General features: G+C 43.6%; 17 protein-coding genes. All 17 read right to left on the reverse strand.

Annotated features, from left to right (window positions below):
* Positions 1 to 683 precede the first annotated feature (683 nt).
* Positions 684 to 1,916 carry a M16 family metallopeptidase gene (locus ACH0QE_RS04640; RefSeq protein ID WP_415799528.1) on the reverse strand — a complete coding sequence of 411 codons (1,233 nt, stop codon included), beginning with the start codon at positions 1,914 to 1,916 and terminating at the stop codon, positions 684 to 686.
* 84 nt (positions 1,917 to 2,000) lie between these two features.
* A complete protein-coding gene (locus ACH0QE_RS04645) occupies positions 2,001 to 2,966 on the reverse strand; it encodes a polysaccharide deacetylase family protein (RefSeq protein ID WP_415799530.1) in 966 nt (321 codons plus the stop codon).
* Between the two features lie 128 nt (positions 2,967 to 3,094).
* The gene (locus ACH0QE_RS04650) at positions 3,095 to 3,313 is read right to left on the reverse strand and encodes a hypothetical protein (RefSeq protein ID WP_415799531.1); all 219 of its coding nucleotides are present in this window, start codon (positions 3,311 to 3,313) and stop codon (positions 3,095 to 3,097) included.
* A 55-nt stretch (positions 3,314 to 3,368) separates the two neighbouring features.
* Positions 3,369 to 5,486, reverse strand: a complete 2,118-nt coding sequence (gene pnp / locus ACH0QE_RS04655; RefSeq protein WP_415799532.1) for a polyribonucleotide nucleotidyltransferase — start codon at positions 5,484 to 5,486, stop codon at positions 3,369 to 3,371.
* Between the two features lie 294 nt (positions 5,487 to 5,780).
* Positions 5,781 to 6,050 (reverse strand): 30S ribosomal protein S15, encoded by a 270-nt coding sequence (gene rpsO, locus ACH0QE_RS04660; RefSeq protein ID WP_023614845.1) that lies wholly within the window; start codon positions 6,048 to 6,050, stop codon positions 5,781 to 5,783.
* A 122-nt stretch (positions 6,051 to 6,172) separates the two neighbouring features.
* Positions 6,173 to 7,126: a bifunctional riboflavin kinase/FAD synthetase gene (ribF, locus tag ACH0QE_RS04665; RefSeq protein ID WP_415799533.1), complete on the reverse strand. Its 954-nt coding sequence runs from the start codon at positions 7,124 to 7,126 to the stop codon at positions 6,173 to 6,175.
* A gap of 87 nt (positions 7,127 to 7,213) precedes the next feature.
* On the reverse strand, positions 7,214 to 8,131 hold the full coding sequence (truB, locus tag ACH0QE_RS04670; RefSeq protein ID WP_415799534.1) for a tRNA pseudouridine(55) synthase TruB: 918 nt from the start codon (positions 8,129 to 8,131) through the stop codon (positions 7,214 to 7,216).
* Between the two features lie 293 nt (positions 8,132 to 8,424).
* On the reverse strand, positions 8,425 to 8,805 hold the full coding sequence (gene rbfA / locus ACH0QE_RS04675; protein WP_041967210.1) for a 30S ribosome-binding factor RbfA: 381 nt from the start codon (positions 8,803 to 8,805) through the stop codon (positions 8,425 to 8,427).
* A 19-nt stretch (positions 8,806 to 8,824) separates the two neighbouring features.
* A complete protein-coding gene (locus ACH0QE_RS04680) occupies positions 8,825 to 9,106 on the reverse strand; it encodes a DUF503 domain-containing protein (RefSeq protein ID WP_415799535.1) in 282 nt (93 codons plus the stop codon).
* Entirely contained in the window at positions 9,106 to 11,403 is a 2,298-nt protein-coding gene (gene infB / locus ACH0QE_RS04685) for a translation initiation factor IF-2 (RefSeq protein ID WP_415799536.1), read from the reverse strand. Before infB ends, ACH0QE_RS04680 begins: the two co-directional genes overlap by 1 nt.
* A gap of 19 nt (positions 11,404 to 11,422) precedes the next feature.
* Complete coding sequence (locus ACH0QE_RS04690) at positions 11,423 to 11,725, reverse strand: YlxQ family RNA-binding protein (RefSeq protein WP_041967213.1); 303 nt, start codon at positions 11,723 to 11,725, stop codon at positions 11,423 to 11,425.
* Positions 11,725 to 12,006: an RNase P modulator RnpM gene (gene rnpM / locus ACH0QE_RS04695; RefSeq protein ID WP_102265029.1), complete on the reverse strand. Its 282-nt coding sequence runs from the start codon at positions 12,004 to 12,006 to the stop codon at positions 11,725 to 11,727. Before rnpM ends, ACH0QE_RS04690 begins: the two co-directional genes overlap by 1 nt.
* A 16-nt stretch (positions 12,007 to 12,022) precedes the next feature.
* A complete protein-coding gene (nusA, locus tag ACH0QE_RS04700; RefSeq protein ID WP_213366983.1) occupies positions 12,023 to 13,132 on the reverse strand; it encodes a transcription termination factor NusA in 1,110 nt (369 codons plus the stop codon).
* 203 nt (positions 13,133 to 13,335) lie between these two features.
* On the reverse strand, positions 13,336 to 13,806 hold the full coding sequence (rimP, locus tag ACH0QE_RS04705; protein ID WP_192470369.1) for a ribosome maturation factor RimP: 471 nt from the start codon (positions 13,804 to 13,806) through the stop codon (positions 13,336 to 13,338).
* A 200-nt stretch (positions 13,807 to 14,006) separates the two neighbouring features.
* The gene (locus ACH0QE_RS04710; protein WP_415799537.1) at positions 14,007 to 18,332 is read right to left on the reverse strand and encodes a PolC-type DNA polymerase III; all 4,326 of its coding nucleotides are present in this window, start codon (positions 18,330 to 18,332) and stop codon (positions 14,007 to 14,009) included.
* 284 nt (positions 18,333 to 18,616) lie between these two features.
* Positions 18,617 to 20,320, reverse strand: coding sequence for a proline--tRNA ligase (locus ACH0QE_RS04715; protein ID WP_415799538.1), 1,704 nt, complete (start codon positions 20,318 to 20,320; stop codon positions 18,617 to 18,619).
* Positions 20,321 to 20,419: 99 nt separating this feature from the next.
* Positions 20,420 to 21,682, reverse strand: coding sequence for an RIP metalloprotease RseP (gene rseP, locus ACH0QE_RS04720; RefSeq protein WP_415799539.1), 1,263 nt, complete (start codon positions 21,680 to 21,682; stop codon positions 20,420 to 20,422).
* Positions 21,683 to 21,712: the final 30 nt, after the last annotated feature.

Here is a 21,712-nt window from a genome sequence, read left to right on the forward strand (position 1 = left end):
GACAGCTTTTCAGGTGCAGAGGCCTAACCTGTCATGATTCCTTCGTTTTCTTGACAGCTTTTTAGTATCCGAGACCTAACCTGTCACGATTCCCTCGTTTTCTTGACAGCTTTTCAGTATCAGGGACCTAACCTGTCATGATTCCTTCGTTTTCTTGACAACTTTCCAGCATCAGAGGACAAACCAGTCACGATTCCTTCGTTTTCTTGACAGCTTTTCAATATCAGATGCCCAGCCTGTCACGATTCCTTCGTTTTCTTGACAGCTTTTCAGTATCAGATGCCCAACCTGTCACGATTCCTTCGTTTTCTTGACAGCTTTTCAATATCAGATGCCCAACCTGTCACGATTCCCTCGTTTTCTTGACAGCTTTTCAGTATTAGATATCCAACCTGTCACGATTCCTTCGTTTTCTTGACAGCTTTTCAGGTGCAGAGGCCTAACCTGTCACAATTCCCTCGTTTTCTTGACAACTTTCCAGCATCAGAGGACAAACCTGTCACGATTCCCTCGTTTTCTTGACAACTTTCCAGCATCAGAGGACAAACCTGTCACGATTCCTTCGTTTTCTTGACAGCTTTTCAGAAGAAGATCACAAAGCTGTCAGGAATCAGCCCGATACCCGTTACTGAATGGTTTAAAAACAGCAGCTTCACATGGAAGCTGCTGTCGATGGGACGATTTTATAAGTTTGGCAGTTCGCCATTTGGACTGATCAACGAGACAGAGTATTTGTCTGTGAAGATACTATTGGCCATGCCATCGACGCTGTCCTTAGTCACCTGGTCGATTTGTTCGACGATTTCATCTAGGGAGCGGTGCCTTCTCAGCAGAAGTTCATTTTTTCCGTTTCTGCTCATACGGCTGTTTGTGCTCTCAAGGCTTAGCATCAGGCTGCCTTTAAGCTGCTCTTTGCTGTTGTTGAGTTCTTTCTCCGTAATTCCTTCTGCGCGCAGCTTTGAAAGTGTGTCCTGGATTGTTTCATATAAAACGCCAAGCTGATTTGCTCCGGTCCCGCCATAAATAGTCACCATTCCGCTGTCGCGATATGCGGAGTGATAGGAAAATACAGAATAAGCAAGGCCGCGTTGTTCACGTACCTCCTGGAACAATCTGCTGCTCATGCTGCCTCCCAGTACATTGTTCAACACAATCAGGCTATAGACGTCTGAATGGCCAATTTGCAATCCTTCAAAGCCAAGGCACAAATGTGCTTGTTCAGTTTCTTTTTTCCGGGAAGCCTGCGTTGCGTGGAACGCTGGTTTTTCGTACTCCATCGTCTCTTTGCTTGCTTCATATGAGCCAAAGAATTTTTCAGCATTATTAATGAAGGATTCCGGAACGTTCCCAGCAATGGAAATGACCACGTTTTCCGGTCTGTAAGTATCATGCATATACTGCTCCAATTTTTCTCCTGTAAAACTTTGGAGCGTTTCCTCCGTACCAAGGATTGGGTACCCCAGTGGGTGGTCACCATAAACAGCCTGGCTAAGCAAATCGTGCACGATATCATCAGGAGTATCTTCATACATCTTGATTTCTTCATTTACAACGTTCTTTTCTTTATTTAGCTCCTCTGAATCAAAGGTAGAATTAAAGAACATATCCGCTAAAACTTCAAGTGCATATTGTGCATGATTATCTAACACCTTAGCGTAATAGCAGGTATACTCCTTGGAAGTGAATGCATTCACCTGGCCGCCAATGCTGTCAAAGGACTCGGCGATTTCTCTGGCAGACCTTGTTTTAGTGCCCTTGAAGAACATATGCTCAAGGAAATGGGAAATCCCATTATTCTCTGGGTTTTCATTCCGGGAGCCCGTTCCGATCCATACTCCGATTGCGACAGAACGGACAGTTGGAATTTGTTCTAGTACGATTCTTACACCGTTTTGGCATGTATATTTCTTTATCATTATATTCCTCCTCTGGAACCTGCTGCTAAAACTTCTGCATTTACTTAGTATAGTCCATTTAACTTACTTTTTCCAAATACAATGCTATTCTTTCATTTTTTTTGCCGATACTATCCGATTTTCACTCAACATATTTGAAACGGTTCCAATTTGCAGGCCTTTACCTTTTATTTGCGTGATTAATTGGTCGAGCGAGGCAGCCGTCGACTCTGTTGGATGCATTAAAATCATTGCGCCATTATGAACTTTTCCCATCACCCTGTTGATCAGTTTTTCTGGCGACGGCTTCTGCCAGTCGATTGTATCAACACTCCACATGACCGTACCTAATTTATGGGCTGCGGCAATCTCAACCACCTCGTCCTTGTAATACCCGCTCGGTGGAGCGAACCATTTGGTTTTCACCCCGGTTACTGCTTCAATAACTTCATTTGTCCTGCTAATCTCTTCATTGATTTTAGAGGCAGAGAGCTGTTTCATGTTTGGATGCGTAAATGAATGGTTTCCTATCTCATGGCCTGCATCAGCAATCATTTTCGCCATACCTGGATTATTCTTTACCCATCTGCCTTCAAGAAAAAAACTTACGGTTACATTATGTTTCTTCAATGTCGCCAGCATCTCGGACAAATACTCATTTCCCCATGCTACATTGATAATGAAGCTCACCATTGGCTTTTCAGGATGTCCTTTGTAAATTGCCATGGGCGGCAAATCACTTAGATGGATTTGAGGAGGAACCTGTTTAAAGACCAGCTTTTCCGGATCAAATTTCCCTTCCTTCTCCATCTTGTTAAATGATTTTTTTACATCTACTTTAAGACCGTTGTAGCCGGGGATCACCTTCCAGACCGGATCCTTCCTGGCATCCGAAGGTTCAATTTCATATTCTTTTGCTTTCATTTCGATTTCTGACATCAATGAATTCTCATTCCCTGCGACCGCAAGTGCCCCGGTTTTAAGTCCTGTTACATATGTATGAGAGAATGGATTATTCACCATAGTCCAGCCTGCAATCAACATGACAGAAATTAATATGAACTTTCTCATTTAATGTGCCTCCTCTTCTGTTAAGACCATTTGGTAAAATTGACTTTTAGCCTCGAATGAACGAACATGGCCTTATTTAATTTTATGAAACAGAAGGACAAGGTAGAACGAAAGACGACTTTGAGCCATCAAAGAAAAGAGATTTGCATGACTACTGGCTTGCGTGGAAAATGCTGCAGATGAGCTTGGGTTGTAAAAAACTTGAGAAAATAATAAAAAGACCGGGATTGCCCCCGGCCTTTGAATGATTTATAAGAAAATCTTTGTACTGAGATTAATGTCCAGCTCCAGCGCCTAGCCCCTCGAGACGCTTCGGTCCTGCCAATGAAGTCAAAGAACGACTTCACTGGCAGGCCCTCCATCGCTTGTCGGGGCTGACCAAGGCGCTTCCGCATTTCTTGTTTATGATTGTTTTTCAGCTTTTTCTCGCTGTTCTTTTAATACTGCCTTGCGTGAAAGATTGACTCTTCCTTGCTTGTCGATTTCAGTGACCTTAACCAGAAGTTCATCTCCCAGCTTAAGGACATCTTCAACTTTTCCTACCCGCTCTTCAGCGAGCTCGGAAATGTGTACCAAACCGTCTTTTCCAGGGAAAATTTCCACGAACGCCCCAAACTTTTCGATGCGGCGGACTTTGCCAAGATACATTTCTCCGACTTCGACTTCACGGACGATATCTTCGATAATTTTCTTGGCCTTTTGGATCATTTCTTCGTCTACTGAACCAATAAACACCGTACCATCTTGTTCGATATCAATCTTGACGCCAGTTTCTTCAATAATTTTATTGATTTGTTTTCCGCTTGGTCCAATGACGTCGCGGATTTTATCCGGCTTGATCCACATCGTAATGATTTTCGGAGCATATTTTGAAAGCTGTTCACGTGGTTCCTTGATAGTCGCAAGCATAGATTCAAGGATTTGCATACGGCCTTTTTGTGCCTGCTGCAATGCTTCTTCAAGAATCTGACGAGATAACCCATCGATCTTGATATCCATCTGCAATGCCGTAACACCTTTTGCCGTTCCAGCTACTTTAAAGTCCATATCGCCAAGATGGTCTTCCATCCCCTGGATATCAGTCAGGATTGAGTAATGCTCACCTGATTTAATCAGACCCATAGCAATACCAGCTACCGGTGCTTTAATAGGCACACCAGCATCCATCAACGCTAATGTACTTGCACAAATACTCGCCTGTGATGTAGAACCATTTGATTCTAGTACCTCGGATACAAGGCGGACTGTATATGGGAAATCTTTTTCATTAGGGATAACAGGTTCAAGCGCACGTTCACCAAGCGCACCGTGCCCAATTTCACGTCGCCCTGGCCCACGGATTGGTCCAGTTTCACCTACAGAGAATAATGGGAAGTTATAATGGTGCATAAAGCGTTTTTCCTCTTCGATTCCAAGGCCATCAAGGATTTGGACATCACCCATAGCTCCAAGTGTACAAATGCTCAAAGCCTGTGTTTGTCCCCTTGTGAATAAACCGGAACCGTGGGTTCTTGGCAGTAATCCAACCTCTGATGAAAGCGGGCGGATTTCTTCCAGTTTACGTCCATCTGGACGAACTTTATCTTCAGTGATCAATCGGCGAACTTCGCCTTTGACAATTTTATCAAGGATTTGTTTCACCATTTTAAGCTGGTCTGCATCTGCTTCCTGCTCTTCATATCGAGCAACAACGGAATTTTTCACTTCTTTGATTGCGTCTTCGCGTGCATGCTTTTCTTGTACCTGAATTGCAGCCAGCATGTCTTGTTCGCAAATTCCGCGAACTTCCGCTTCTAGTTCTTTGTCTAGTTCAAAGAGTGTAATTTCGCGCTTCTCTTTACCAACCTGTGCAACGATTTCCTGTTGGAAAGCAATCAGACGCTTGATTTCGTCATGTCCATACATGATCGCTTCAAGCATTACTTCTTCAGGAACCTCATCAGCACCTGCTTCAACCATGTTGATCGCATCCATTGTACCTGCAACGACAAGATGCATATCACTCTTTTCTGTTTCTTCAACAGAAGGATTGATAATGAACTTTCCATCAATTCTTCCAACTGTCACACCAGCGATTGGTCCTTCAAATGGAATATCTGATACACATAGTGCAAGTGAAGAACCAAACATCGCTGCCATTTCTGACGAACAGTTTTGATCAACACTCATGACGATGCTGATTACCTGGACATCATTACGGAAACCATCAGCGAATAAAGGACGGATTGGACGGTCAATCAAGCGGCTGGCAAGGATAGCTTTCTCACTTGGACGTCCTTCACGCTTAATAAAACCGCCTGGGATTTTACCGACAGCATATAATCTTTCTTCATAATTTACTGTTAGCGGGAAAAAGTCTAAATTCTTCGGTTCTTTTGAAGCAGTTGCAGTACTTAGCACCGCTGTATCGCCGTAACGGACAAGGACAGCTCCATTTGCCTGCTTAGCAAGCTGCCCTATTTCGACTGTAAGCTTACGGCCTGCCCAGTCAAAGGAAAAACTTTGTTTTTCTTGTTCCATACATTTAAGCCCCTCTCTACCATGAAAATCCATCCAGATTTTATTATCTGGGAAAATTATTTAAAAAACAGCACCATTGCCTGTCTTATAACAAATATACCTTTATAAAAGAGATTAAAACACATAAGACCAGTCTGGTTATCCAGACATCATTTTGAATTGCTTGTCCTGCCTCAGGAGAAGACTTTTATGTTATAGTATGCGCCAAAACACAGCGCTTAATATCATTATAATGTTATGTACACACAAAAAAATTTCCTAATAAAAAAGCGGGATAAATCCCGCTTTTACAGACTATCTACGTAGACCAAGCTTGTTGATTAACTCGCGGTAACGAGCAACATCCTTGTTACGAAGGTAAGTCAAAAGATTACGACGCTTACCTACCATTTTCAAAAGACCGCGACGTGAGTGGTGGTCCTTCTTGTGAACGCGCAAGTGGTCGTTCAATGTGTTGATTTCTGCAGTAAGGACAGCGATTTGAACTTCTGGAGATCCAGTATCACTTTCGTGAGTCTTGAATTCGTTGATAAGTTCGTTTTTACGTTCTTTTGTGATTGCCATCCGTTTCACCTCCAATTAGTAATCCCCTGTTACCGAGCAAGCGTCGGTGACTCGACTTGCCAAGCAAAGGTTCTTTTTTGATACGTTAATAAGAATACATCTTTTTACGACAAAATGCAAGTCTAACCCTTGTTTTTTTCAAAGTGCAGCACTGCTTCTTGCTTATCTTTTTCGATTTGGGCAACAAGCTGCTGTATTCCCTCGAATTTCCGCTCACTTCTAAGACGGAGGTGCCACTCTATCACTGCTGACTCCCCGTAGATCTCTTTATTAAAACTGAAAATATGGACTTCCACCGAAGGTTTGTCCTTTTTCTCCTTATGGAAGGTTGGTTTGTGGCCGACATTGCATACACCTTCATGCCATGCTCCTTCAACCTGAATCTTTACAGCGTAAACTCCTGTTGGAGGAAGGATGTACTGGTCTTCCATCTGAACATTCGCCGTTGGAAAACCAATTGTTCGCCCGCGGCGTTCTCCATTTATAACTGTTCCCTTAGTGGTGTAAAATCTCCCTAGCAATTCTGGCATCTTAGCCACCTTTCCATCCCTTAAAAAGGTACGGATCAAGGTAGAGCTAACCTTTTCTTCTTCTAGAGTGGACAGCTTTGATACTACTGTAAAATCGAATTTATCTCTCGAATGGAACTGAATTGTCTCCATATTCCCTTTCCCCATTTTACCGTAAGAATAGTCGAATCCCGCAACAACATGCTGTACATTCAAACCGATGATATATTGATCGACAAATTCCTGGGGCAAAAGACTTGAGAATTCGATTGAAAAGTTGACAACAAATAGGTAATCAACACCCATATCCTTGATTATTCGAGTTTTATCATCCAAGGGTGTTATATATTCCATGTGTTGGACACTTTTGCCAAGAACTACAGAAGGATGAGGATCAAAGGTCATGACCGCACTCTTCAGGCCTTTGGCTACAGCCTCTTTTTTTGCTTCTTTGATGACCTGCTGATGCCCTAAATGCACTCCGTCAAAATAGCCAAGTGCCATAGCCATCGGCGGAAAATCTTCTCTTCTATATTCATGAGGATGGTTTAGCTTAATCAATTCCACGATATTACTCACCTTTTCTGACCCAGCTGCTCATTTATCAAGACAATTGCAATAATCGCTTATTTGTAAAAATAAGCAAAAAATAGTCTACTGCTCATTTCTTAGAACTTTATCAGGCTTAATCATCCCAATTTTGGTTGGGTGAGCCCTGTAAATCGCGAGCGCTTTTTCGTCTTCTGTTTCTACTACGATAGGACCGTCAATCCCCTTAAAATCCTCTGGGATAGTAAGCAGAGCCCCATTTTTCACTTTCTCTGCTACTTTATCATTAATGCGATATTTCGGCAAATAAGAAATACCAGCTTCCAATGGGTGTAGAGCAGTTTCCAGCTCGCTTTCTTCGGCCAATTCTTCAAGCTGTTGAAAAGTATAGCAGTCATCAATAGTGAAGTCTGCGGATTGTATTCTTACAAGGGAAGACATATGTGCAGGATAGCCTAATTTTTCCCCGATCGTCACTGCCAATGTCCGAATGTACGTCCCCTTGCTGCATGATACCCGGAATTTAAAGCTGACCTGCTCACCTTCAAACGAATTCCTGCCATCAAGAAGTTCTATGCCATAAATAGTCACCTTCCTGGTTGGCCTTTCAACTTCGATCCCTTGTCTCGCGTATTCATATAATTTTTTTCCATTTACTTTTACAGCTGAATACATTGGAGGTGTCTGTTCAATTTCACCCTCCAGCGACTGAAGGACCTGTAGGATCTCGCCTCTTGTTATTACCCTGTCCACTCGTTTTTCTTCGACCTTCTCACCTGAAGCATCTTCTGTAGTGGTCGTGAATCCCAGGGTGACTTCTCCCTCATATGCCTTTCCTGCATCTGTAATGTATTCGGCAATTTTCGTCGCCTTGCCAACACAAATTGGCAATACTCCAGTCACATCAGGATCAAGTGTGCCTGTATGACCGACCTTCTTTGTTCTTAACAGTTTCCTAAGTTTAAACACACAATCATGCGAAGTCATTCCCGCTGGTTTAAATAGAGGCAGAATCCCTTCCATTTCTTTTACCTCGATTCTTTTATGTATTAGGCTCTTTTCTCAACCTTTGTTGCTATGGGCTACAAAATAGGATTGGATGACCTATGTTTCACAAAATTAAAGCATATTATGAGAAAAGAGCTTGCAAACTTAATACCGACCGACAAATGGCTTTTTATCACGTACAACAACCTTTACGAAAACATCAATGTATTATTCGTATATACGCCGCTTATCGAAAAAAATGGATAGACAAAAGTGTCTATCCATTTTTCATATCAAGATCAACGGTTCAGACAATTATGTCTATCCGTTTAATCATTGTCCTTTTCTTGCTCTTCTTCTCCAGGCTGCTCATCCCTATGCAGCTCATGGATTAGCGAATTGATACGATTACCATAAGCCATCGTTTCATCAAATTCAAAGATCAGTTCAGGAGTCTTTCTCAGGCGGATTCGCTGGCCAATTTCTGTCCTGATGAAGCCTTTGGCCTTCGCTAATCCTTTAAGAGTGTCTTCCCTTTGTTGCTCGTCGCCTAAAACAGAGATATACACCTTTGCCTGCTGAAGATCCCCTGTAACCTCGACGTCCGTTACTGTTACGAAACCTACTCGAGGATCCTTGATTTTACGGCTGATGATATCGCCTATTTCTTTCTTCATTTGTTCGCCAACACGATTTACTCTATGACCCATTTTCAATCACCTCGTTCTATCAAAGCCATTCTATTTCGGTGATGGTACGTTCAATCTCCGGAAAAGAATCAATCATTTTCAAGGCATTCTGAAGCTCTCTTTCAGTTGATACCTTCGATGCCGATACGGCTGCAATGGCAATTGTTGTTCGCTGCCAAACATCGTGATGATCTACTTCAGAAACCGAAATATTGTACTTCTGCTTCAGCCTTGTAATAATCCGCTGCAAAACAGCTCTCTTTTCTTTTAGAGAATGAGCATCATAGATGATGCACTCACAGGCTGCTAAGCCTACTACCATTAACGTTCCACTTCTTCCATGATATATGCTTCGATAACGTCGCCTTCCTTGACGTCTTTGAAGTTTTTAATGGTAATACCGCATTCGTAGCCCTGTGCTACTTCCTTGGCATCATCCTTGAAGCGTTTCAACGCATCGACTTCTCCTTCAAAGATGACGACTCCGTCACGGATTAAACGAACGCCACTGTCACGGGTGATTTTACCGTCAGTAACATATGAACCGGCAATCGTTCCGATTTTCGATACCTTGAAGGTCTGGCGGACTTCAGCCTGGCCGATGACCTTTTCAGCATAAACCGGATCAAGCATGCCCTTCATCGCTGATTCGATTTCTTCGATCACCTTGTAAATAATGCGGTGAAGTCGGATATCTACGCTCTCTGACTCTGCAGCACGCTTTGCATTATTGTCCGGACGGACGTTGAAACCGATGACGATACCGTTAGAAGCTGCTGCAAGTGTGATGTCAGACTCATTGATCGCACCAACACCAGTGTGAATGATTCTTACATTTACACCTTCCACATCCAGTTTTTGCAATGCTGCTGCAAGTGCTTCAACTGAACCTTGGACGTCGGCTTTAATAATTAGATTTAGGTCTTTCATTTCCCCTTGTTTCATATGTTCAAACAAAGTATCGAGGCTGACGCGCGCCTTTTCGCTTCTTTGTGCCTGTACAGCCTGTTGTGAACGGATTTCTCCAACCTGGCGGGCTGTCTTTTCATCATCGAATACTACAAAACGATCGCCTGCTTGAGGAACATCGTTCAAACCTGTAATTTCTACAGGTGCCGACGGGCCAGCTTCCTTGACACGGCGGCCAAGATCATTGACCATTGCACGTACTCGGCCGAAAGTGTTGCCGACTACGATTGGGTCACCAATCTTCAGTGTACCGTTCTGGACAAGCAATGTAGCAACAGATCCGCGGCCTTTATCAAGCTGCGCTTCGATTACAGTACCGATTGCATTTCGATTAGGATTTGCTTTATATTCTTCCACTTCACCAACTAGCAAAATCATTTCCAGCAGGTTATCGAGACCTTCTCCTGTTAAGGCAGAAATCGGAACAAAAACTGTTTCGCCGCCCCATGCCTCTGGAACAAGTCCGTATTCAGTTAGCTCCTGCATAACACGATCCGGATTTGCAGTCGGTTTGTCCATTTTATTAACAGCTACGATAATAGGTACATTGGCAGCTTTTGCATGGTTCAATGCTTCTACAGTCTGCGGCTTAACACCGTCATCTGCAGCTACAACAAGGATTGTTATATCGGTAATCTTTGCACCACGAGCACGCATTGTTGTGAACGCTGCGTGACCAGGTGTATCAAGGAATGTGATTTTTTTGCCGTTTTCTTCAACCTGATATGCACCGATGTGCTGAGTGATGCCGCCTGCTTCTCCTGCAGTCACTTTCGTGTTACGGATTGAATCAAGCAAGGTTGTTTTACCATGGTCAACGTGACCCATGATCGTTACAACTGACGGCCTTTCAACCATAGATGCTTCATCATCTTCTGTGAAGTAAACTTCAAGGTCTGTTGTGTCAATCTTGATTTCTTCTTCAACTTCAACACCATAATCAGTTGCAATCAGTTCAATTGCATCCTTATCAAGGTCCTGGTTGATCGTAGCCATGACACCAAGCATAAAGAGCTTCTTGATGATCTCAGACGGCTCACGGTTAAGCTTCTTGGCTAATTCAGCTACTGTCAATGATTCACTAAAAGTAATCTTTGAAGGAAGCTCTTTAACCTTCTTAGGCTGTTGTGGAGCCTGCTGCTGATTCTGTCTGCCCTTATTCTGGTTTTGCTGGTTTCTATTCTTATTTTGTTTGTTCTTATTGTTTTTGTTGAAAGGCTGGGAGTTCCCAGGCTTTTTAGCAGCTGCTGAAGTTTTCACCTTCTCAGGAGTTGTTGCACGACGCTCGTCGTCTGAAAAAGCGCTAGCAGTTGTCTTAAGCTGAGCTTTTGGCTGTGCCTGGTTGTTTTTTTGCTGATTTTGGGATTGATTGCGATTCTGTCCCTGGTTAGGCTTTTGGTCTTGGTTGCGGTTCTGGGCTAGTTTCTGTCCCTGTGAAGCCTTTTGCTGGCTCTGCTGCTGCGGCTTTGCCTGTGCTTGCGGCTTTTCTTCCTTCTTATTATAGACAGCGTCAAGTTTCTTAATGGTTTCATCTTCCATAGTTGTCATATGGTTTGAAACCTCTATATTCATTTCTTTTAATTTTACAATCACGTCTTTACTCGATAAATTATGCTTCTTTGCATATTCATAAACGCGTGTTTTACTCATATCTTCACCCCCGCTAGAATTAATCGAGCAACGTCAACAGTTTTTTTGCAAAACCCTCGTCCAACAGGGCTACTACAACACGTGCTTCCTTGCCGATCGCCTGGCCAAGCTGATACCGGTCCGGGACCACTTTGTAAGGCACATTATAGGACTTGCACTTGTCGGTAATCTTTTTTGTAGTATTTGCGGATGCATCCGCAGAAAGCAAAATGAGTTTCGCCTTCCCGCTTCTAATTTCTTTGACGGAAAGCTCTTCCCCTGAAATAATTTTCCGTGCTCGATTGGCTAAGCCAAGCAATGACATCCATTGATTTGAGTTCATCAGGATAGTCTGCTCTCCTTTTCGATGAGGTCATTCAACTCATCGTATATTGCATCGTCCACTTGAGTTTCAAGCTGTTTGGACAATATATTTCGTTTCTTTGCTAATTGCACTGCTTCTTTATCTTTAGAAAGATAAGCGCCTCGGCCTGATTTTTTGCCTGTCAGGTCGATGGAGACTTCTCCTTCCTTGGAGCGAACGATGCGAACTAGTTCTTTTTTCGGCCTCATTTCACCGGTAGCGACACATTTTCGCATAGGAACCTTTTTGCGGCTGTTCACGATCATTCACCTCACCCTAATCGATGTCTTCATCTTCAAAATCGTCATCTGCAGTTAAAAGCGGCTCATTGTCACGAGGATAAATCCCGGACTCCCTTGCCTCAGTTTCTGCTTTGATGTCAATCTTCCAACCAGTCAACTTAGCGGCAAGACGCGCATTTTGCCCGCGCTTTCCGATTGCAAGCGACAGCTGGTAATCAGGAACAATAACCGTAGTCGCTTTTTCTTCTTCGTTGACAATGACATCAAGAACCTTTGATGGGCTCAACGCGTTGGCAACAAACACGACTGGGTCTTCAGACCATTTTACGATATCGATTTTTTCACCCTTAAGCTCATTGACGACAGCCTGGACACGAGTTCCACGAGGGCCGACACATGAACCAACTGGATCCACTTCTTGATTGTCTGAGTGAACAGAGATTTTAGAGCGGTCTCCTGCTTCACGCGCCACTGATTTGATTTCAACAGTTCCATCATAAATTTCAGGAACTTCAATCTCGAATAGTCTCTTTAACAGTCCCGGATGGGTTCTGGAAACGAAGATTTGTGGACCTTTAGTGGTTTTTTCAACCTTGGTGATAAATACTTTGATGCGGTCGTGAGGCTTATAATGTTCGTTCGGCATCTGTTCATTCGCTGGCAGGATCGCCTCGATTTTCCCCAGGCTTACATAGATGAACTTGGGATCCTGACGCTGAACGATACCTGTCATGATATCTTCTTCACGGTCGATGAACTCAGAATAGATGATTCCTCTTTCAGCTTCACGGACACGCTGAGTAACTACCTGCTTGGCAGTCTGCGCAGCAATCCTTCCGAAATCCTTAGGCGTGACTTCAAGTTCAACGACATCTTCAACCACGTAATTCGGATTAATTTTCTGTGCCTCTTCTAGAGAGATTTCCAAACGCGGATCGAAAACTTCATCAACTACTTCTTTTCTCGCAAAAACGCGCATGGAACCATTGCCAAGGTTTAAATCAATACGGACATTTTGCGCCTGGTTAAAGTTGCGGCGATATGCAGAAATTAGCGCTGCCTCGATTGCATCAATTAAGACGTCCCTGGAAATTCCTTTTTCTTTTTCAAGAATCGTAAGAGCATCCATCAATTCGCTGCTCATGAGATATAAATCCCCCTTTTTTACTACCCTACTTTGTATGGCTCTTTTCGAAACTCTGCCCTCTGTCCACCAGCTCAAACCTTAAACGTTTTCATCCGCCACCGTGGGGAGGATTATGTTTAAGCATGTTTGAGCTTTTGCCTAAAAACAAAAGGTCCGAAACGATCCTATGATTAATTAACTGAAGATATTTTCTGGACAGATTATGAAAAAGTGACAGCGAGTCTCGCGCTGGCAATCTTATCAAATGGGATAACGACTGTTTTCTTGCGAGTTTTAATCTTCACTTCAACAGTGACAGTTTCCCCATTGTAATCAGTTAAGACCCCTTCAAAAGCCTTTTCCCCATCGATTGGTTCATAGGTCTTAATGAAGACATTCTTGCCGATTGATTTTTGATAATCTTTCTCCTTTTTCAGCGGACGTTCTGCACCTGGTGAGGAGACTTCCAAAAAGTAGTTATGCGGGATTGGATCAATGGCATCGAGCTTTTCGCTAAGGCGCTCACTGACGATGCCGCATTCTTCGATATCAATTCCGTTGTCCTTATCAATGTATACGCGCAGGAACCAGTTCTTTCCTTCTTTGACATATTCGATGTCTACCAATTCTAGTTCGTTTTCATTTAAGATGGGAGTTACTAGCTCTTCCACAACTTCGGTAACCTTGCTCATAAAATCCCTCCTTTGACACAACCTCATTACTTAATCACTATTTGGTTTTTATCCCCGTAAAAGTGCCTAACAAACAAGAAAGAGCGGGTTGCCCCACTCTCTGCCAGAGATATCCTTAGTATTTCCAATAAAAATATAACATAACCAGATATTTATTGCAAACAAACGGCAGTTATAGCTTGCCTTTCCAGTAAGCTAATTTAGAACAATGATAACTGGTTCTGGTCTGGCATGCCCTCCAGGCAGCCATGATTGTCCAGGTATTCAAGAATAGTTTTGGAGATCTTACCCCGCTGCTGCAGGTCTTCCTTAGACAGGAATTCTCCTTCTCCACGAGCTTTAACGATATTAATCGCCGCGTTCGTCCCGAGTCCAGGTATCGCATTAAACGGCGGGATCAGCTTATCGCCCTCGATGATGAATTCTGACGCACTCGATTTGTAAAGATCGACTTTAGCGAACCCAAATCCACGCTCGCACATTTCAAGCGCGAGTTCCATGACGGTCATCAAGTTCTTCTCTTTTGTCGAAGCGTCAAGCCCCTTAGCGTTGATTTCCTCAATCACCGCCCGGATGCTCTCTGAACCACGGACCATTGCATCGACGTCGAAGTCATCTGCCCTGACTGTGAAGTAAGCTGCATAATACATAAGCGGATGGTGCACTTTGAAATAGGCAATCCTCACCGCCATCAAAACATAAGCAGCCGCGTGGGCTTTAGGGAACATGTACTTGATCTTTTTACAAGAATCGATATACCATTCCGGCACTTTATTCTTGCGCATTTCTTCTTCCATTTCATCTGACAGCCCTTTACCCTTACGGACTGATTCCATGATTTTAAAAGCAAATGCCGGCTCAAGTCCCTGATAAATCAGGTATACCATGATATCATCACGGCAGCCGATTACTTCGCTCAGATTACAGATATTGTTATGGATCAATTCCTGCGCATTTCCGAGCCATACATCCGTACCGTGGGAAAGACCCGATATCTGTACGAGCTCCGAGAATGTCGTCGGCTTCGTATCCTCGAGCATCTGGCGAACAAAGCGCGTACCGAATTCCGGAATACCCAACGAACCAGTCTTCGACATGATTTGTTCTTCCGTCACACCAATTGATTCTGTCCCGCTGAAAATCTTCATGACTTCAGGGTCGTCAGTCGGGATTGTCTTCGGGTCGATCCCGCTTAAATCCTGAAGCATCCTGATGACGGTCGGGTCATCGTGCCCAAGGATATCCAGCTTCAACAAGTTATCGTGAATCGAATGGAAATCAAAATGAGTTGTTTTCCATTCAGATGTGCTGCTGTCTGCCGGGAATTGGATTGGCGAAAAATCAAAAATATCCATATAATCCGGAACAACGATGATTCCTCCGGGGTGCTGGCCAGTCGTACGTTTTACACCGGTACAGCCGGATGCAAGACGGTCAATTTCCGCACCGCGAAGCTGCAGGTTATTGTCACCCTGGTAGCCTTTTACATAACCATAGGCCGTTTTATCTGCAACCGTACCAATCGTTCCGGCGCGGTAAACATAGTCCTCTCCAAACAATACTTTCGTATAGTTATGGGCACGAGGCTGGTATTCACCAGAAAAATTCAAATCGATATCGGGAACCTTATCCCCTTTGAAACCAAGGAAGGTCTCAAATGGAATATCATGGCCGTCTTTTTTATATTTGATTCCACAATCCGGACAATCCTTGTCGGGAAGGTCAAACCCTGAACCGACTGAACCATCATTGAAGAACTCTGATTTTTTGCACTTAGGGCACACATAGTGCGGAGGCAGCGGATTAACTTCTGTGATTTCCGTCATCGTCGCTACAAAAGAAGAACCAACCGATCCACGTGAACCTACTAGATAGCCGTCATCCAATGATTTTTTAACAAGTTTATGAGAGATCAGGTAGATAACTGCAAACCCGTTGTCTATGATACTTTTCAATTCTTTTTCAAGACGCGCCTCAACGATTTCAGGAAGGTCGTCCCCGTAAATACTGCGTGCCATTCCATAGCTCATGCTGCGCATTTCTTCGTCTGCGCCTTCAATTTTCGGCGTGTAAAGATCATCCTTGATCGGCTTGATGACATCGATCATGTCGGCAATCTTGTTTGTATTTTCCACAACAATCTCTTTTGCCTTTTCCTCACCCAGAAACTTAAAGGCATCAAGCATTTCATTCGTTGTCCTGAAATGCACGTCAGGAAGCTCATGACGGTTTAGCGGATTGGCACCTCCCTGGGAATTGACCAGGATTTTGCGGTATATTTTATCATTTTCATTCAGGTAGTGAACATTGCCTGTAGCAACTACTGGCAAGTCCAGCTTCTCCCCAAGCTTGACGATATTATTAATGATATCCTCAAGGGCCTTCTGGTCCCGAACTAGTTCCAGTTGGAGCAAGTGTGCATAGACAGCCTTGGGATGGACTTCGAGGTAGTCATAAAACTGTGCTGCTTCTTCGACCTCTTCAGGTCCCTTCTGCATCATGCCCTCAAAAACTTCACCTTTGTCACAGCCCGACCCTATCAGGATCCCTTCACGGTGTTTATTTAAAACAGACCTCGGGATTCGTGGCACACGGTAAAAATAATCAATATGTGCTATTGATACTAATTTAAAGATATTTTTCATGCCTACTTCATTCTGAGCAAGCAATGTTGCATGGTAAGGACGTGCGCGCTGGTAGGCTTTACCCTGGCCCATATTGTCATTCAGTTGGTCATGGTATTCAAGCCCTTTTTCAGAAGCATCCTTCAGCATACGGAGCAATAGATAGCCCGTAGCCTCGGCATCATATATCGCACGGTGATGCTGTGTCAATTCAATATCGAATTTTTTGGCCAAAGTATTCAATCTGTGGTTCTTCATGTCCGGATAAAGGAAACGGCCAAGTTCGAGTGTATCAATAACTGGATTTGGTGCTTTGCCAAAACCGATTTTCTTATAGCCAACATTCAAAAAGCCCATATCGAATGATGCGTTGTGGGCTACAAGAACGGAGTCTCCTGTCCATTCATGGAACTTTTGAAGCACTTCACTCACTTCCGGCGCATTGCGGACCATATCGTCAGTAATCCCGGTAAGGTTGATTGTTGTTGCCGATAGACGATGATGAGGATTTGCGAATGATTCGAACCGGTCGATGATTTCTCCGCCGCGGATTTTGACAGCCGCAAGTTCAATGATTGTATCGTATACAGCAGACAGACCTGTTGTTTCGACGTCAAATACGACGTACGTATCGTCCGCCAGCACTCTGTGCGCATCATTATAGGCAATCGGCACACCATCATCAACAAGGTTTATTTCTACACCGTACAGAATCTTAATATCATTTTTCTTTCCAGCCCCAAAGGCTTCTGGATAGGATTGCACAACTGCATGGTCCGTAATGGCCACAGCTTTGTGACCCCACTTTGCTGCCTGGGCAACCAGTGCACTGACAGGAGTCACTGCATCCATCTGACTCATTGGTGAATGAAGGTGAAGCTCGACTCTTTTTTCGCCTTCAGGCGCAGAATCAATTCTTCCCTTAGGTTTGATTTCATTTACGTCATTTCCAATCATGACAAGGTCGCGGACAAATGTGTCGTTCTGGATGCTTCCTCTTACCTTTAGCCACATTCCTTTTGAAACACGCTGATAAATAGCTGCGTCTTCTTTATCGCGCGAGAACATTTTTACCATGATGGAGCTTGTGTAATCAGTGATCTTAAATGTCAAAAGCGTCCTGCCGCTGCGAAGTTCTTTCGTTTCGGCAAAGAATACAAATCCCTCAACGGCTACGCGGCGTTCTTCATCAACGATGTCTTCAAGTTTGCGGAAGTCAGCATCGTCTTTAATCGTTAGACCAATATTAACAGGCCCATCCTGCGGCGGTCCATCTCCCTTGGCTTGTTCAGCTTCCTTCTTCTGCATCTCGATCATTGCCATCAGACCGCGTTCCTGGTCTTCCTTCTCTTTTGCCTTCATGAATTTTTCATATTCATCCGAAGAGCTTTCTTTACTTACGACCGTATCAATAGTAAGTAAAGGAAAACCGAAGCTCTGGTAAATCTCAGCAATAATGCTGCCGTACTTACGCTTAAGAGCAAGTCCTTCAGTTTCATTCCTAGCTGTTAAAATGAGTTTTGTTCCCTGGACTTGGGGAACTTGTTCATTCAGGAGCTTTAACAATGGAGGCGCGATGCCATCTATTTCTTTAATGCAAGACTTCCAGTAATCAAGGATTTCCTGGTCACTGATTGCCTGTTCAAGTACTCTTACCGAGTATGATATTTTCGCAATATGTGAGAAAGTCTGTTCCAGCTTGCCTATGAAAGTGCTATACAGCTGACAAGGAATGATTCTTTCAAACTGGAAAAAGAAATGCCATTTCCTTGCCTGTTTTTCAATCACTACCCTGTCAATTTCAGCATTTTGAAAATGAGTGACAATTGCATCTTCTGTTAGCTGCAGCTGTTGCAGCAGGAGCTGAAACCTTTCTTTTTTCCCTGAAGAAAGATCACCCATGGTTATTTCTCTCCCATCTGAAAAGCTTAAATTCTATCTATCGGGCCAAATTGCCCGTTTGTTTAATTGTATCAAAACGTGATTAATAGCAAAGGTTATTATAACATAAAATGAATGTCCCGTTACCTGTGTTTGATATTACCATTTCGGTACTGCATTATGAATAGAATTCTTGTTGCTTCAGACACTTTTTGGTCAGTTTTACAACTCGACTAACCACCACGATAAATCAGGAGAACTTCAAAACGCCAAAAAAGCGGACCCTTTTAGGATCCGCTGATTGATTATAGTTCTTTCAAAATGTTTTTCAAAGTAACTGCTAATTCATCTTTTTGGACTTCCTGCATTTCGCCGTTTTTACGGATTTTGACTTCGACGATTCCTTCGCCGGCTTTTTTTCCGACTGTAACTCTTACTGGCAAACCAATCAGGTCTGAATCTGCGAATTTCACTCCAGGCCTTTCCTGACGATCATCCATTAGGACTTCCAACCCTGCTGCCTGCAGGCTAGCGTATAGCTCTTGAGCCACTTCTGCCTGGGCGCTGTCCTTCATATTCACTGCAATGAGATGGACATCGAATGGCGAAATGTTTGTTGGCCATACAAGGCCGTTTTCATCATTGAATTGTTCTGCTACAGCGGCCATTGTCCGGGATACACCAATTCCATAGCAGCCCATGATCATTGGCTTAGTTCTTCCATTCTCGTCAAGAATCTCGGCATTCATTGCCTCACTATATCTGGTGCCAAGCTTGAATACATGTCCGACCTCAATGCCTTTGGCGAAGACAATTGTTCCCTGGCCATCTGGAGACGGATCTCCTTCTTTGATGAAGCGCAGGTCTATATATGAAGTTACTTCGAAATCACGACCTGGATTTACGTTCTTAAAATGGTAATCTTCTTCATTTGCTCCACAAACACCATTCACTACTGCCTGCACGGCATTGTCTGCGATTACCTCAACGCTATCGACTCCGACCGGCCCAAGAGAACCAACTGAGCAGCCCAGAACCTCTTTCGTCGTCTTTGTATCTGCTAACTCAACAACTGAAGCCTCAAAGTGATTCTTTAATTTAATATCGTTCACATCATGATCTCCACGCACCAATACAAGTACATAGCGATCATCCACCTTGAAGAGCAAAGATTTGATGCAATCTTTAGACTCTACATTAAGGTAGGAAGAGACTTCTTCAATTGTCTTCTTGTTTTCTGTGTGTACTTTTTCAAGTTCCTTTGCAGGATCACTGCTCTTCTCATAAACAGCAGTTACTGGCGCCATTTCGACATTGGCCGCATATTCAGACGTATCGGAATAAGCAATCGTATCTTCCCCGATATCTGAAAGGACCATGAATTCATGAGTATCCTTTCCTCCCATTGCGCCCGAATCAGCGATAACGGCACGGAAGTTCAAGCCACAACGTTTAAACACATTGGAGTAAGCCTTATAGAGACGCTCATAAACCTCATCCAAGCTCTCTTGTGTCGCATGGAAAGAGTATGCGTCCTTCATGATGAATTCACGGCCGCGAAGGAGACCAAACCTTGGTCGTTTTTCGTCACGGAATTTAGTCTGAATCTGATAAAGTGTCAAAGGAAGACGTTTATAAGATTTTATTTCATCACGGACAAGGCTGGTGATGACCTCTTCATGAGTCGCGCCAAGGGCGAACTCGCGGTCATGCCTGTCCTTTAATCTCATAAGCTCCGGACCATATGAATACCAGCGGCCCGATTCCTGCCATAGTTCCGCTTGCTGCAATGCTGGCATGAATAACTCAGCAGCACCAGCATTGTTCATTTCTTCTCTGATGATTGCCTCGACTTTTTGCAGAACCTTGCGCCCTAAAGGCATATATGTATAAACACCGCTTGCGTTTTGGCGGATGAATCCAGCCCTGAGCAATAGCTGATGGCTTTTGACTTCTGCATCCGATGGTACTTCTCTTAAAGTAGGAATAAGCGACATACTTTGCTTCATTTATTAACACCTCATTAGGATTCGTTCATGTTTTAAAAAAAATGTTCCTGCCCGGTGCGGTCCGGGCAGGAAGTTAAATGTGGCAGTGGATATGATCATTCACAGGAAGAATCTTTGAATATCATTCCAAGTGACCACCAGCATCAGCAGCATTAATAACGCGAAGCCAACAAAGTGGACCATTCCTTCTTTTTGCTTGTCGATTGGTTTTCCTCTTAGCGCTTCAACCGCAAAGAAGGTCAGCCTGCCGCCATCTAGTGCCGGGAATGGCAGGAGGTTCATGATTCCCAGGTTGATGCTCAGAATCGCAGCCCATTTCATTAGATAGAAGATGCCTGATTTGGCAACCGTATCAGTTGAGACATAAATGCCCACCGGTCCTGATAATGCATCTATCGAAAATTGGCCGGTCAACAATTTTCCAAGCATAGTGAATATTTCTTTTGTCCAAAAGTATGTTTCCTTCACACCGTAGGAAATCGATTTTAATGGCGATTTTTCTACAGGGCTGTATACGCCGATCAATCCGATTTTTTCGCCTTCAACGTCCTTTACTTCAGGTGTTACAGGCAGCTCGATATTCTGTCCTTCACGAACGATCGAGAAATCCAGTTCGTTCCCCGGATTCTTGCGGATGATTTCGACAACATCCTGCCAGCTTGAGACTTCTGATCCCTCAATGCTATTTACAACGTCACCTTCTTGCAACCCAGCCTTAAGGGCACTTCCATCTGGAGTTAGCTTTCCTAAAACAGGTTCATTGGAAGGGATACCCTGGAAAATAGCAAGAATAATGAAAATAACCATCGCCAGGATAAAATTCATCATAGGTCCAGCGAAGATTGCCATAGTTCTTTGTCCAAGCGTTTTAGAACCGAATTGCCTGTCAAATGGAGCAATTTGCGTTTCTACCCCGTTCTCGACTAGAACCGCTGTTTTACTTATTGGGAAGGTTGTCAGCTTGCTGTCGTCCTCCCCTTCTTCATAACCTTTAATAAAAAGCTCGTGTTCAATGTCGGCTCTTTCCACTTCAACTATTCGTGCATCAGGATACTTTTCCTTATTATTCAGAATGATTTTTTGAACTTCTTCACTCTTGTTAAAAAGCAAACCTACTCTATGCCCTGGCTTGATCTCAATCATTTCAGGATCTTCGCCAGCCATTCTGACAAATCCTCCGATAGGCAGGAGGCGGATGGTATAAGTCGTTTCATCTTTCTTAAAAGAAAAGACCTTCGGACCGAATCCAATTGCAAATTCACGGCATAGGATACCTGCACGTTTGGCGAAAATCAAGTGCCCAAGTTCATGAAAGAATACCAGGGCACCAAAAATGACGATAAAGGCAATAACTGTATTCAAATTTTCTAACCACCTTTTAATAGGATAAGA

Source organism: Mesobacillus sp., assembly GCF_047739415.1.
GTDB lineage: Bacteria > Bacillota > Bacilli > Bacillales > Cytobacillaceae > Mesobacillus.